Genomic DNA, 14,866 nt, shown 5'->3' on the forward strand with positions numbered 1-14,866 from the left:
TAGGCACAAAAGCATTTAAAACCATAGCTATGACGGCTCTGTACCACAAACAAAACATCAGCCTTTACAATTCTCTAAGCGGAAAGAAAGAATCTTTCAAACCTCTTTTAGAGGGTAATGTTGGGATGTACGTATGCGGACCTACCGTGTATAGCAATGTGCACCTTGGAAATGTGCGCACCTTTATGTCCTTTGATATGATTTTCAGATATCTGAAGCATTTGGGATATAAAGTGCGCTATGTACGCAACATTACCGATGCGGGACACCTTACCGATGATGCTGATGAAGGAGAAGATAAAATCGCAAAAAAAGCCCGACTAGAGCAAATAGAACCTATGGAAGTGGTGCAGCAATACACCATAGACTTTCATAATATCCTTCAAAAGTTCAACTGCCTCCCCCCCAGTATTGAGCCTACCGCAACCGGACACATCATTGAACAAATCGAGATCATAAAAGAAATTTTAGAGAACGGTTATGCCTACGAAAAAAACGGCTCTGTTTATTTTGATGTCATCAAATTCAATGAGAAACACGAGTACGGCAAACTAAGCGGGCGTCAATTGGAGGACATGATTACCAATACCCGCGAACTTACCGCGCAAAGCGAAAAGAGAAATGCTCAGGATTTTGCTTTATGGAAGAAAGCCGAACCGCAACACATCATGCGCTGGCCTTCTCCCTGGGGCGACGGTTTCCCGGGATGGCATCTGGAGTGTACCGCAATGAGCACCAAATACCTCGGAGAACAGTTTGATATTCACGGGGGTGGGATGGATTTAAAATTTCCGCATCACGAGTGTGAGATTGCCCAGTCTGAAGCTTCAAACGGAAAAAATCCTGTTAATTACTGGCTTCACGCCAATATGCTTACCCTTAATGGTAAAAAAATGTCTAAAAGCGATGGAAACAACATTTTCCCCGCTCAGATTTTTACCGGTGACAGTCCGTTTTTGACTAAAGGCTTCTCTCCTTCGGTTGCCCGTTTCTTTGTGATGCAGGCGCATTACCGAAGCGTTTTAGATTTTAGCAATGAAGCACTTCTTGCAAGTGAAAAAGGCTTCAACCGTCTGATGGAAGCCGTAAGTTTACTTGATTCCCTCGAAGCTTCAGCAAATAGCGGTATTGACATTGCGGGCTGGAAACAAGCTTGCTATGATGCGATGAATGATGATTTCAATTCGCCCATACTTATCGCCCAGCTCTTTGAAGCTGTTAAGTACATTCATCAGCTTAAAGATGGTAAAGCTCAGATCACAGCTTCTGATCTGGAAGACTTCAAACAGAGCTTGCGTGCTTTTGTTTTTGAAATCCTGGGCCTTGAAGATGTTACCGCTGCCGCAGAAGCCAATACCGATAAGCTTAATGGCACTCTTGAATTATTAATTCAGTTGCGAAAAGAAGCCAGAGCCAATAAAGACTTTGCCCTGAGTGACCAGATTCGTGATGAACTCCAAAAGTTGGGCATCCAGCTCAAAGACGGAAGAGAAGGCACCACCTATACCATATCAGGGTAATTGAATTGAACAACCGTGAAAAAAGTCCTGCAATCCATTTTGATTTTACCGATCAGGCTTTACCAGCGGTTTCTCTCTCCCCTAATGCCCCCTGCCTGCAGATACACCCCAACCTGCTCACATTATAGTGTTGAAGCAATTCAAAAACACGGCCCCATTAGAGGCTTGTGGCTGGCAGTAAAACGCATCGCGAGTTGCAACCCATGGGGAGGATCTGGGTATGACCCTGTGCCTCCTGTCTCCAAAAAACAAAGTCTATAAAAAAGATAAAATCCCCCAAGAAGCCTTTTGGCTTTGCTATATTTACAGCCTTAATTTTGATTACTTATGCATCTTCCATTTAAAATGACCTGGAATCCTTCAACCGGTTTAGACCTGGGATTTTTTACCCTTCACTACTATAGTTTGATGTTTGTCATTGCCTTCTCTCTGGGTTGGTATGTGATGAAAAGGGTTTACAAAAAAGAAGGTGTTGAAGAAGAAAAATTAGACCCGCTCTTTATTTATTCGGTATTAGCCATTTTGATAGGTGCTCGTTTGGGCCATGTGTTCTTTTACCAGACAGAATTGCTCTGGGAAGATCCACTTTCGGTTATTTTACCCTTCAGGTTTGTACCCGATATTGAATATACCGGCTTTCAGGGGCTTGCAAGCCACGGTGCCGCAATAGGTATGATTATCGCTATGTACCTGTATAATAAAAAGGTGTTGAAGAAAAGCGTATTATGGCTTTTGGACCGCGTCATTCTTCCGGTTTCATTAGGCGCAATCTTCGTGCGTATAGGTAATTTTTTCAATTCTGAAATGGTAGGAAAAATCACCGATTCTAATTTGGGAATCAAATTTGTACAGGACCAGTATAACAAATACGAAGTTCAGCGTTTAACCGGCATTCCTAATGAACAAAAAGCCTATCAGGCACTTACCGATGACCCGCAATTTGCAAGTTATATCGCCGAAATTCCCTATCGTTTTCCGGGTCAACTCATGGAAGCCACAGGCTATATTTTTGTATTTCTAATCCTGATGTTTGTGTACTGGAAAACCGGCCTGCGTAAAAAAGAAGGCTTCTTGTTCGGTTTTTTCCTAATTCTGCTTTGGAGTGTACGTTTTGTGGTTGAGTTCTTCAAGCGCGCTCAGGTTGAAGGAAGAGAAGACTGGATTTTCGGGTTTAATACCGGGCAGATCCTGAGTATTCCGTTTATTTTAGTTGGAATCTTTTTTGTTGTACGGGCTTTAAACCAAAAGAAACAACCCGAGTATCCTAAATCTTAAAATTATGCGTTTATTGCTCTTAAGTCTGCTTTTTATAGGCTTTGTAAGCTGCAAGAATAAAGCAGAAAATACACCTAAAGAATTAACGCAGGAAAAGATCACATTTAGTCCCGAAGGAAGTCTGGAGATTTTCAAGAAAGACAGTAGTGTTGTTTCGTTAAGCATAGAACTTGCAGAAACTGCATACGAGACCGAAACCGGCCTTATGTACCGGGATTCTATGAAGCCCGATCAGGGTATGCTTTTTGTTTTTGAAGACGAGCAGCCTCATAATTTTTATATGAAAAACACCTACATCCCATTAGACCTGTTTTTCATTACCAAAGACCAAAAGATCGCAACCATCATCAAAAACGCAAGACCTCTTGATGAAACCAGCTTACCGTCTGAAGTTCCTGTACAATACGTTTTAGAGGTTAACGCCGGTTCAGCCGCAACCTGGAATATTCAGGAAGGAGATTCTATAAGCTGGAAGCGCAATTAGATCTTTTCAATTTGTCGCAAAACCAGTCACGTCATGAACTATCAAATAATCCTTGAAGAAATTGCGGCAGAAACTTCAGTCTTAAAAAACTCAGGAAAAGTTGCTACCTATATTCCGGAATTGGGAAAAGTTGATCCCGGAAAATTCGGAATCTACCTGCAATGCACAGACGGGGAATCGTATGCTACCGGCGACTCGCACGAACGCTTTTCAATACAAAGTATATCAAAGGTTCTCAGCCTCGCTCTGACCTTGAAATTAAAAGGAAACAGTATCTGGCAACGTATTGGCGTAGAACCTTCAGGAGACCCGTTTAATTCATTGGTTCAGCTCGAGTACGAAAAAGGCATTCCCCGCAATCCGTTTATCAATGCAGGTGCATTGGTTGTTGCAGATATACTGCTCACCGAACTGAAAAATCCCAAAGAAGACTTCCTACAATTTGTACGCGACGCTGCCGGAGATCAAAGCATCAATTACGATGAGAAAGTCGCTGCTTCAGAAATGGAACATAAGTTTCGCAATGCGGCATTAACTCATTTGATGAAAGACTTTGGCAATATCAATCACGATGTAGATACGGTGCTTGATTTTTACTTCCACCAGTGCTCCATTGCGATGAGTTGCAAACAACTCGCGAAGGCCTTTACCATATTTCTGAACTACGGTAAATACGATCTGAGCAAAGAAGCCGCAATTCTAAACCCAATGCTTGCCAAGCGTATCAACGCCCTGATGATTACCTGCGGTTTTTACGATGAGTCCGGCGAATTTGCATTCAGCATAGGCTTACCCGGTAAAAGTGGCGTAGGTGGTGGTATTGTGGCCGTGCATCCACGACATTACAGCGTTGCAGTTTGGAGTCCGCCGCTTAACAGCAAAGGAAATTCGGAGCGCGGAATGAAGGCCTTAGAATTGCTCACCACCAAAACCGAACAATCGGTCTTTTAAAACCGTTCATTTTAAAACAAAAGAAACCCGACAGCTTTTACTATCGGGTTTCTTTTTATCTAATTAGGTCGGAAAGCTTAAGCTACCGGCTCTTCTTCTTTTTGTTTTTCAGGCTTAAGAGCCTTTTTTTGAATCGTATCAAACATCACAGGAGTTGCGATGAAAATCGAAGAATAGGTACCCACTACCACACCTACGATCAATGCAAACATAAAGCCCATAATACTTGCTCCACCAAAGATGAAGATTGCAAGCAATACGATTAAGGTGGTCATCGAGGTATTTAACGTACGGCTGATGGTACTGTTAATCGCCTGATTGATGATCACATCCATTTTGCGGGAAGGACCATACTCTTTCATAAATTCCCGAATACGGTCAAACACAACCACGGTATCGTTAAGCGAGTAACCAATAACGGTAAGGATCGCTGCGATAAATGACTGGTCAATTTCCATATTGAACGGCATAAACTTATAGGTCAGCGAGAAGATCCCTAACACGATAAGCACGTCGTGGAAAACAGCCGCAACTGCACCCAGAGAGAATTGCCATCTTCTAAAACGCAATAAGATATACAGGAACACCACTACAAGAGACCCCAATACGGCCCAAAACGAATCTCTCTTAATATCATCTGCAATGGTAGGACCAACTTTGTTGTACTCCAAAATACCAATTTTAGCATCGCTTGATCCGCCTTTTACAAACTGTTCAAGAGTCAAATCTGCAGGTAAATACGATTTTAAAGCAGTATAGAGTTTTTGCTGAATATCATCATCAACATCAGAAGTTTCCTCTTCAATACGATATTTGGTAGTAATCTTCAGCTGGTTTGCCTCACCATAGGTTTTAGCCTGAGCGCTTTCTAACTCTGCAACTAAGCTCTGTTCTGCTTCTGTAGCATTTACAGGTTGCTCAAAACGCACCGTATAGTTACGTCCCCCAACGAAGTCAACACCCTGGTCAAGACTATTTGTAAATAACGAAATTACACTCACCACAATCAACGCTCCACTTACGATGTAAGCAATCTTACGCTTCGCAAGGAAATCTTTATTGAAGTTGGCAAATAAGTTACGTGTTGCAGCCGTTGAAAACTCAAGCGACTTCCCGTTTTTCCCATAACCGTCAATAAACAGACGAGTAACGAAAATCGCGGTAAATAAGGAAGTACCAATACCTATCATTAAGGTTGTAGCAAAACCTTGAATAGGTCCTGTACCAAATAAGAACAGAATTAAAGCTGTAAGGAAAGTTGTGATGTTGGCATCAAGAATAGATGACAGGGCATTGTTGAAACCATCCTTAATTGCATCTTTCTGAGACTTGCCTTTTGCCAGTTCTTCCTTGATACGCTCAAATATAAGTACGTTAGCATCTACCGACATACCTATGGTAAGCACGATACCTGCAATACCGGGGAGGGTTAATACCGCACCAAGTCCTGCAAGAATACCAAAAATGAATAAAATGTTTACCGCCAAAGCGATATCTGCAAAAAGACCGGCTTTACCATAGTAAAAAACCATCCAAAGCAGAACTAGTAAAAGCGCTATAACGAATGATATTAAACCGCTGTTGATAGCCTCCTGTCCTAAAGAAGGACCTACTACATCGTAGGATATGATTTTTGCAGAAGCAGGAAGCTTACCCGCTTTCAATACGTTAGCGAGATCCTGAGCTTCGGTTACCGTAAAGCTTCCTGAAATCTCAGTCCCTCCACCTTTAATTTCTTGTTTTGCAGTCGCTGCAGAATACACCGTTCCGTCAAGAACAATAGCGATAGCGCTACCCTCTGCCGCAACGTCACCGGTAAGTTTTGCCCACTGGGTAGGCCCCTGACCTTCAAAATCAATTCCTACAGAAGGCTGCCCCATCTGCGTATATTGCTGACGCGAGTCCTGAACTACGTCACCATCCATCGCAGGGTTACCCGCACGATCAGATTGTAAAGCGTATAAAGGCAACACATCGCTCTCACCTTCTGCAGTACCCCAACGGAATTTAGCATAACGCAGACTTTGTGGTCTTGCGCGCACAACTTCAGGCTTAGAAAGGTAACTGTTTATGGTAGCGGTATCTTTAATCTGCGCATATCCTATTACAGGAATCTGGCCATACTGCTGCAAAGCAGGATTAAAGCTGAAACGCTCAAACAACGGATTATTTTGTGTAGCAGGACTAATAGTATCTTCCTCACTGGCAAGTAATTCTTCAATAGAATCGTCTGTAGTTTCGGTAGAATCCTGAACTTCTGTAACTTCTTCTTCTTCAGCAGGAGCTACAAGGTCTTTCAAAATTGTGTTTACCTCTATAAGGTAAGGAGCGGCTTCACCTGCAAAAACGGTTTTATAAAATTCCAGCTGAGCAGTACTTTCCAGCTGAAAACGAACGCGCTCAATATCGGTAGCACCGGGAAGCTCAATAAGAATTCGCGAGCGGTTATCTAAACGCTGAATATTAGGCTGTGTAACACCAAATTTGTCAATACGATTACGCAGTACTTCAAAGGCTGATTTAATAGACTCTTCAACTTCTCGACGAATAATTGGCTTAACCTCATCATTTGTCATATTGAAGTTTACTTTTTCGCCCAAAGTAGTATTGGCAAAAATATCTGGAGATGCCAATTTATTGTCTCCCGGGATAGCCTCAAAAGCATCAAAGAAATTATCTAGAAAAGAATTCTGACTGTCTTTCTGAGCTTCTGCTGCCTGGTCTAAAGCCTGGTTGAATGCCGGGTCTGTAGAATTATTGCTCAAACCCCTTAGGATATCTGCAACAGAAATCTCTAAAATCGCATTCATACCCCCTTTAAGATCCAAACCTTTATTAAGCTCTTTCTCTTTTGCATCGTTGTAGGTAATACCCAAAGCAATAGGATCATTTCCTACAGAATCTAAATACTGACGGGCAACTTCTCCTCTTCGATCAACATAATCAGGCACTGTCGTAGGCACTTGTTGTTCTGCAAAAGCAGCCGCCTTATCTTCAGCCTGGTTGGTAAAATACGTGAACGAAAGCTGATACAAACTTACCAGCCCAAATAAAATCGCAAATACTCTAATGAGTCCTTTATTTTGCATTACTTATACTATTTATTGATTCTTCCCGAACATTTTTCGGGCGATTTTGTAAAACGTGCAAATATAGGGTTTCAAGGCAGAAATGCCAATAAATATCTTTTTGATTTCTTTAACCTTTTAATTATCTGAAAAACAGGTCTTTATTCATTTTAAAAAAGAGCATTCAGGTGGTTTTAATATTCCTTCCGGGCTTCGTTCACATTATAAAAAGTATCACAGACAGCACGAAAATTGAATGAAAAATCCCCTTAAAAGGAATTCGGTTTTACCACTTAAAATAGGCGGTATCACTACCAGGATTAAGGGTTTTTTAAAAGCGTGGTAATTGATTTTCAGAAGTTAAACCCCGGCAAACCGCAACTCCTAAAACATTACTTTTTTGTCAACTTTTTAATGTTGACAAATTTTTAAAAAACTGATTTTAAGTTATTTACAATTTATTTTTGATAACTTTTAAAAACACAAGCTCACCTTGCCTTATAAAATTGTGTACCTTCACATCTCGAAATTCCAGCATTTAAATTCTAAAATATTACCTATGCCTACACAAACTAAAGCACCTGTCTCTAAAACGTTTACGCAGGATGAAGCCTTCAAAGCTTCTCTAAACTATTTTAAAGGTGATGATCTTGCCGCTCGCGTCTGGGTCAATAAATACGCTCTTAAGGATTCTGAAGGCAACATTTACGAAAAAACACCGGACGATATGCACCGTCGTATCGCTAACGAAATTGCCCGTATAGAAAGCAGATATCCAAACCCATTAACGGAAGAAGAAGTTTTTGAACTCATAAAAGACTTTAAATACATTGTACCACAGGGAAGCCCCATGGCCGGGATAGGTAATCCCTTTCAGGTGGGTTCTTTATCCAATTGCTTTGTAATAGGAAACAGTGGTGAATCTGACTCGTATGGCGGGATTATGAAAATTGACCAGGAGCAGGTACAACTTATGAAACGCCGTGGCGGTGTAGGCCACGACCTTTCTCACATCAGACCAAAAGGCTCTCCCGTTAAAAATTCGGCGCTTACCTCAACCGGACTCGTACCATTCATGGAGCGGTATTCAAACAGCACGCGCGAAGTCGCCCAGGACGGCCGCCGCGGTGCGTTAATGCTTTCGGTCTCTATAAACCATCCCGATGCCGAAGATTTTATAGATGCTAAAATGGAGCAGGGCAAAGTAACCGGTGCAAACGTTTCGGTACGCATTGATGACGGCTTTATGCAGGCGGTAAAAGACAAAAAGAACTACACCCAGAAGTATCCTATTTTCAGCCCCAATCCCATCAATCAAAAAGAAATTGAAGCCGAAAAGCTTTGGAAAAAAATAGTTCACAACGCGTGGAAATCTGCAGAACCCGGCATCTTATTCTGGGACACCATTGCCCGGGAGTCAGTGCCCGATTGCTATGCAGATTTAGGTTACAAAACTGTATCGACAAACCCGTGTGGTGAGATTCCGCTTTGCCCTTACGATTCATGCCGTCTGCTGGCGATCAACCTGTTTTCATATGTTGAAAATCCATTTACAGACAAAGCCTCCTTCAACTTTGATCTTTTCAAAAAACACATTGCCCACGCGCAGCGTATTATGGATGACATCATAGATCTGGAGCTGGAAAAAGTTGACGCTATCCTGGAAAAAATTGATGCCGATCCGGAAAACGAAGAAGTGAAGCAGGTAGAACGCAATCTTTGGTTAAACATCAAGAAAAAGGCTGAAGAAGGAAGACGTACCGGAATAGGTATTACCGCCGAAGGAGATATGCTGGCCGCATTAGGCATTAAGTACGGAAGTGAAAAAGGCATTGAGTTTTCTGTGGAAATTCACAAAACCATCGCGATTGAAGCCTATCGCGCTTCGGTTTACGCAGCTAAAGAACGTGGTGCCTTCCCTATTTTTGATTCGGAACGCGAAAAAGAGAATCCGTTTATCCTGCGTCTCAAAAATGCCGATGAGAAATTGTATTACGATATGCTTGAGTATGGGCGTCGTAACATCGCCCTGTTAACTATTGCTCCAACAGGCACGACCAGTCTAATGACTCAGACCACTTCGGGTATTGAGCCGGTGTTTTTACCGGTTTACAAACGCCGTCGTAAAGTAAACCCAAATGATAAAGAAGCCCGCGTTGATTTTGTTGATGAAGTTGGCGACAGCTGGGAAGAATATGTGGTATTTCACCACCGCTTTAAAGAATGGATGCAGGCTAATGGTATCGCAACCGACAAAAACTACAGTCAGGAAGAGCTTAATACTATTGTAGCCAAATCGCCTTACTTTGAAGCCACTTCAAATGATGTAGACTGGCTCAACAAAGTGCGCATGCAGGGCGCGGTACAAAAATGGGTGGATCACAGCATCAGCGTGACTATTAATCTGCCTAATGATGTAGATGAGGAGCTGGTAGGCAACCTTTACCTTGAAGCCTGGCAGGCCGGCTGCAAAGGAGTTACGGTTTATCGTGATGGTTCACGTTCTGGTGTACTAATCTCTAACGAAGAAAAGAAAGAGGAAGAAGATACCGATACGCTAACACCATTCCCTACGAAAAGACCACAGGTTTTGGAGGCAGACATCGTTCGTTTTCAAAACAACAAAGAGAAATGGATTGCCTTTATTGGTTTAATTGGCGGAAAACCTTACGAAATATTCACCGGTATTGCTGATGATGAAGACGGAATTTTGATTCCGCGTTGGGTGGAAGAAGGGCTTATTATTAAAAACCGAAACGAAGACGGAAGCTCTCGCTACGATTTTCAGTACAAAAACAAGAGAGGGTATAAAACCACGATCGAAGGCCTTTCGCATAAGTTTGACCCGGAATACTGGAACTACGCTAAATTGATTTCGACAACCCTACGCTATGGCATGCCGATAGAAAAAGCAGTCGAGTTGACCAATAGCCTGCAACTGGACAGCGCGTCTATCAACACCTGGAAAAATGGTGTGGCGCGTGCATTAAAGCGCTATGTGGCAGATGGCACCGAAGCCCGCAAGCAAAAATGCGACAATTGCAACTCCTCGCAATTAATCTACCAGGAAGGTTGCCTTACCTGTAAAGATTGCGGTTCTTCAAAATGTAGTTAATCGCAAGTATATAAGAACAAAAGAGCCGCTCGATGAGCGGCTCTTTTTATTTTAAGTTAGGAGAAATTGATTACAACTCAAGCAATCCGTTAGTTTTACGCACTGCATCAGCACTCTCCTTAAGTTTTTCTTTTTCAGCATCTGTTAAATCAACAGGCACGATACGCTCAATGCCGTCTTTACCTAAAATAACAGGTACACCTATGCAGATATCATCAAGATCATACTCCCCTTCCAGCAAAGCTGAACATGGAAACATTTTCTTTTGGTCACAAGCAATAGCCTGCACTAAACCGGATACCGCAGCTCCCGGAGCATACCAGGCCGAAGTTCCTAAAAGCTTAGTAAGGGTCGCTCCACCTACTTTAGTGTCTTCCATAACCTGATCCAAACGCTCTTCAGATAAAAATGCAGAAGCAGGTACGCTGTTACGGGTTGCTAAACGGGTAAGCGGGATCATACCGGTATCACTGTGACCACCTATTACCATTCCGTCTACATCAGAAATAGGGCATTCTAAAGCCTCTGCCAGACGGTATTTAAAGCGGGCGCTATCAAGAGCACCGCCCATTCCTATAATTTTATTTTTTGGCAAACCTGTGGTTTTATGTACCAGATAGGTCATGGTATCCATAGGATTACTTACCACAATGATTGTCACATCAGGAGAATGCTTGATCAGGTTACCGGCTACATCTTTCACGATTCCGGCATTGATACCTATCAATTCTTCTCTGGTCATACCCGGTTTACGTGGAATACCACTGGTAATCACCGCGATGTCGCTACCTGCAGTTTTTGAATAATCGCCGGTAGTCCCTGTGATTCGGGTATCAAAACCGTTCAGTGAAGCGGTTTGCATCAGGTCCATTGCTTTTCCTTCTGCAAATCCTTCTTTAATATCAACTAAAACAACATCTGAAGCAAAATTTTTCATTGCGATATATTCGGCACAACTTGCACCTACTGCTCCTGCTCCTACTACGGTAACTTTCATGGGTATGTATTTTTTAAATTAATTAGTATATGAAACACAATACCTTATGCGGTATCGTTTGCGGACGCAAAAATACGACTTCGTTTAATCTTTAGAGACTTATAAAGTTAAAAAATGAGGTAATCCTTAGCGGTAAGAGAAATACAAACCCTCAGCTTTTGACATAAAAAAACCGCTTTCAGCCTGGGTTATGCTGAAAGCGGCTTATATTCCTAAAAAAGTATCGCTATCTGAAACTAAATGCAATACCGGCCGTTAAATTACTGTATTCCTGCACAGTATAATCTGCAAAGATTTTGAAGAAGGCCAGATTTAAACGGGCTCCTAATGAAGCACGCACGCTTGAAGGATTATAAGACAATGCAATGGGATCAACCACTTCTCCAGGCTGACCATTATCGTATTCAAACTTATAAGTTCCCAAAACATTGATTTCAGATTTACCCCCTGTATATCCCAAACCGCCGTAAACCGTGACAAATGGGAAATCAAGCGAGGCAACACCCTGCACGGTATAGGAGTTCAGTTTGAACTCTGCAGCCTGATTGCTTCCTTCTAAATCAGAATTTGCCTGAATATCGTAGTCAACATTCATATTGGTAAAAGCACCTAAAACAGAAATATTTAAAGGCAATTTGTCTAAAGGACCAAAGTATTGCATAATGTCGTGTTTAAAACCGGCTCCAAAAAGCTTCCCTTTCACATCATCACTACCCACTTCGGGCACAAAACGCACCATTAAATCTGTCCCTTTAAAAACACCCAAACTCGCCTGAATTGCAGGTGCGGGCACAGCGTTAAGCGGCAAGTCATCCTTTACACCTTCGGGCATGGTAAAACTCACTTCATCTCCATCCTGTGTGCGAAATTCAAGATCTACAGGCACACCACTACCCGCAACTGTAGGCGTAATGTCTCCGCTCTTATTAATTAATTCATTTTGAAAATTAAGACTGCTTATTGCAAACATCTCTTTCTCAGAAGGAACAATTGCTCCGTTAAAGCCAATAGTAATATCAAAACCCCATTGCTTATGCGTTTTTGCCGTATGATACCAGCCGCCAGACATGCTGTAGACCAGACCTTCCATCGCCGGTGCTATATAGGCGCCCATCAGCGTATTAGCATCTGCTGTTCCGGCTTTTACAATGGCTTCAAAGCCATCATCTTCCTGTGCAAAAAGGCCTGTTGAGCCCAAAGCCAATAATCCAAATAGTAGTGTTTTTTTCATTCCCTGATTGATTTGGTTAAGTAAGATTGAATTTAAAATTCGTTATACGCCGTCAAAAATAACAAAACCGCTTAAAGACCAAAGGCTTAAAAACAAAAAAGCCCGACTTTTTCAAGACGGGCTTTCCAAATTATTTAAAAGATGTTACACATCAATATTTGCGTAAATCGCGTTTTTCTCGATAAACTCACGACGTGGTGGCACCTCATCACCCATTAGCATAGAGAATATACGATCTGCTTCGGTACCGTTGTCTATGGTTACCTGACGCAGGGTTCTAAATTCCGGGTTCATCGTGGTATCCCACAATTGCTCGGCATTCATCTCCCCAAGACCCTTATAACGCTGTACCGAGGCACTACCGCCCATCTCTTCGTTATACTGATCGCGCTCTTTATCACTCCATGCATAACGCATTTTTTTACCTTTTTTAAGTAAATAAAGCGGTGGAGTCGCAATATATACGTGACCGCCTTCAACGAGTTCGCGCATATAACGGAAAAAGAACGTCAAAATCAAGGTTGCAATGTGGCTACCATCGACATCGGCATCACACATAATCACGATTTTATGATAACGCAGCTTAGTGAGGTTGAGCTCTTTGCTATCTTCTTCGGTACCAATGGTTACACCCAAAGCCGTAAAAATATTCTTGATCTCCTCGTTTTCAAAAACCTTATGCTGCATTGCTTTCTCCACATTCAGAATTTTTCCGCGAAGCGGAAGAATCGCCTGAAAGTTTCGATCACGACCCATTTTTGCAGTACCACCCGCAGAGTCACCCTCTACCAGGAATACTTCACAGGCCTGAGGATCGGTTTCAGAACAGTCTGCCAGTTTCCCGGGCAAACCGCCTATACTCATCACCGTCTTACGCTGCACCATCTCGCGCGCTTTCTTGGCGGCGTGACGTGCCTGAGCGGCAAGAATTACTTTCTGTACGATGGTTTTAGCATCATCCGGATGCTCTTCCAGATAAATTTCGAGCATTTCAGAAACAGCCTGAGATACCGCAGAAGTCACCTCGCGGTTACCCAATTTGGTCTTGGTCTGTCCTTCAAACTGAGGCTCAGCTACTTTCACCGAAATTATCGCTGTAAGACCTTCTCTAAAGTCATCACCGGCGATTTCAAATTTCAGCTTATCAAGCATCCCTGAAGCATCGGCATATTTTTTCAATGAAGTGGTCAAACCTCTTCTAAAACCGGCAAGGTGCGTACCTCCCTCGTGAGTATTGATGTTGTTTACATACGAGTGCAGATTTTCTGCATAACTGTCGTTGTAAATCATCGCAACCTCAACAGGGATATCATTTTTCTCGCCTTCCATAGAAATAACGTGACCAATAATAGGCTGACGGTTACCGTCTAAAAAGCGAACAAATTCCTTCAAACCTTCTTCAGAATGAAACGTCTCTACCGGGAATTCGCCTTTATCATCTTTCTGACGCTTATCCATCAGGGTAATGGTTATCCCCTTATTTAAATAAGCCAGTTCACGCATACGGCTGGCAAGCGTATCGTAGTTAAATTCTATAGTTTGCTGAAAAATGGTAGGATCTGGCAAAAAGGTCACTGCCGTACCACGATCTGTGGTATCACCAACAGCCTTTACCGGATACATAGCCTTACCTTTCTCATACTCCTGCTCCCAGATTTTACCATCGCGGTAAACGGTTGCTTTAAGGTGGTCTGATAGTGCGTTAACACAACTCACCCCTACCCCGTGCAAACCACCGGAAACTTTATAGGAATCTTTGTCAAATTTACCCCCGGCACCAATTTTGGTCATTACCACCTGAAGTGCCGAAACGCCTTCTTTCTTGTGTAAATCTACCGGAATACCCCGGCCGTTATCTTTAACCGAGATTGAATTATTTTCATTTATAATCACATCAATGGCGTCACAATGACCGGCCATCGCCTCATCTATAGAGTTGTCAACAACTTCATAAACCAGGTGATGCAAACCACGTACACCTACATCTCCTATATACATCGATGGTCGCATGCGCACATGCTCCATTCCTTCCAGCGCCTGAATACTGTCTGCAGAATACTGCTTCTTATTGGCTTCTTCGCTCATATATTTTTATTAGGTTAAATTGTTCTGTTTTTTCTTAAAGCGGAAAACATATTGCTTTAGATCAAAAGGGTGCTTAAAACACGACAAAACACACGCTAAAGATGTGTTTTTTGATAGCAAACAAATATAAAAAAAGGCTT

The 14,866-nt window shown here is 42.3% G+C and carries 10 protein-coding genes; 6 read left to right on the plus strand and 4 right to left on the minus strand.

The window, feature by feature from the left end; all coding sequences use genetic code 11:
- The first annotated feature begins 29 nt into the window (after positions 1–29).
- The 5 genes from cysS (at position 30) to ACSSS3_RS03390 (ending at position 4,230) form a co-directional block, all read left to right on the plus strand.
- Entirely contained in the window at positions 30–1,520 is a 1,491-nt protein-coding gene (gene cysS, locus ACSSS3_RS03370; RefSeq protein WP_442846449.1) for a cysteine--tRNA ligase, read from the plus strand.
- Between the two features lie 15 nt (positions 1,521–1,535).
- Complete coding sequence (yidD, locus tag ACSSS3_RS03375) at positions 1,536–1,781, plus strand: membrane protein insertion efficiency factor YidD (protein WP_442846450.1); 246 nt, start codon at positions 1,536–1,538, stop codon at positions 1,779–1,781.
- Between the two features lie 66 nt (positions 1,782–1,847).
- A complete protein-coding gene (lgt, locus tag ACSSS3_RS03380) occupies positions 1,848–2,795 on the plus strand; it encodes a prolipoprotein diacylglyceryl transferase (RefSeq protein WP_442846451.1) in 948 nt (315 codons plus the stop codon).
- Between the two features lie 4 nt (positions 2,796–2,799).
- Positions 2,800–3,279: a DUF192 domain-containing protein gene (locus ACSSS3_RS03385; RefSeq protein ID WP_442846452.1), complete on the plus strand. Its 480-nt coding sequence runs from the start codon at positions 2,800–2,802 to the stop codon at positions 3,277–3,279.
- Between the two features lie 33 nt (positions 3,280–3,312).
- A complete protein-coding gene (locus ACSSS3_RS03390; RefSeq protein ID WP_442846453.1) occupies positions 3,313–4,230 on the plus strand; it encodes a glutaminase in 918 nt (305 codons plus the stop codon).
- A gap of 77 nt (positions 4,231–4,307) precedes the next feature.
- Here ACSSS3_RS03390 and secDF read toward each other — a convergent pair whose 3' ends face one another.
- Entirely contained in the window at positions 4,308–7,319 is a 3,012-nt protein-coding gene (secDF, locus tag ACSSS3_RS03395; protein WP_442846454.1) for a protein translocase subunit SecDF, read from the minus strand.
- A 538-nt stretch (positions 7,320–7,857) separates the two neighbouring features.
- Between secDF and ACSSS3_RS03400 the strand changes: the two genes are divergently transcribed.
- Complete coding sequence (locus tag ACSSS3_RS03400; protein WP_442846455.1) at positions 7,858–10,413, plus strand: adenosylcobalamin-dependent ribonucleoside-diphosphate reductase; 2,556 nt, start codon at positions 7,858–7,860, stop codon at positions 10,411–10,413.
- 70 nt (positions 10,414–10,483) lie between these two features.
- Here ACSSS3_RS03400 and mdh read toward each other — a convergent pair whose 3' ends face one another.
- The 3 genes from mdh to gyrB form a co-directional block, all read right to left on the minus strand.
- Positions 10,484–11,410, minus strand: coding sequence for a malate dehydrogenase (mdh, locus tag ACSSS3_RS03405; RefSeq protein ID WP_228229540.1), 927 nt, complete (start codon positions 11,408–11,410; stop codon positions 10,484–10,486).
- Positions 11,411–11,636: 226 nt separating this feature from the next.
- On the minus strand, positions 11,637–12,641 hold the full coding sequence (locus ACSSS3_RS03410; protein ID WP_228229541.1) for a DUF6588 family protein: 1,005 nt from the start codon (positions 12,639–12,641) through the stop codon (positions 11,637–11,639).
- A 144-nt stretch (positions 12,642–12,785) separates the two neighbouring features.
- Entirely contained in the window at positions 12,786–14,726 is a 1,941-nt protein-coding gene (gene gyrB, locus ACSSS3_RS03415) for a DNA topoisomerase (ATP-hydrolyzing) subunit B (RefSeq protein ID WP_442846456.1), read from the minus strand.
- Positions 14,727–14,866: the final 140 nt, after the last annotated feature.

Source organism: Leeuwenhoekiella sp. H156 (assembly GCF_052218455.1).
Taxonomy (GTDB): Bacteria; Bacteroidota; Bacteroidia; order Flavobacteriales; family Flavobacteriaceae; genus Leeuwenhoekiella; species Leeuwenhoekiella parthenopeia.

What these genes read in the sequence shown, in the direction of transcription:
- ACSSS3_RS03410 (WP_228229541.1), bottom strand. Translation starts at nt 12,641, where the DNA reads ATGAAAAAAACACTACTATTTGGATTATTGGCTTTGGGCTCAACAGGC.
- ACSSS3_RS03390 (WP_442846453.1), top strand. Translation starts at nt 3,313, where the DNA reads ATGAACTATCAAATAATCCTTGAAGAAATTGCGGCAGAAACTTCAGTC.
- cysS (WP_442846449.1), top strand. Translation starts at nt 30, where the DNA reads ATGACGGCTCTGTACCACAAACAAAACATCAGCCTTTACAATTCTCTA.
- ACSSS3_RS03400 (WP_442846455.1), top strand. Translation starts at nt 7,858, where the DNA reads ATGCCTACACAAACTAAAGCACCTGTCTCTAAAACGTTTACGCAGGAT.
- mdh (WP_228229540.1), bottom strand. Translation starts at nt 11,410, where the DNA reads ATGAAAGTTACCGTAGTAGGAGCAGGAGCAGTAGGTGCAAGTTGTGCC.
- secDF (WP_442846454.1), bottom strand. Translation starts at nt 7,319, where the DNA reads ATGCAAAATAAAGGACTCATTAGAGTATTTGCGATTTTATTTGGGCTG.
- gyrB (WP_442846456.1), bottom strand. Translation starts at nt 14,726, where the DNA reads ATGAGCGAAGAAGCCAATAAGAAGCAGTATTCTGCAGACAGTATTCAG.
- ACSSS3_RS03385 (WP_442846452.1), top strand. Translation starts at nt 2,800, where the DNA reads ATGCGTTTATTGCTCTTAAGTCTGCTTTTTATAGGCTTTGTAAGCTGC.
- lgt (WP_442846451.1), top strand. Translation starts at nt 1,848, where the DNA reads ATGCATCTTCCATTTAAAATGACCTGGAATCCTTCAACCGGTTTAGAC.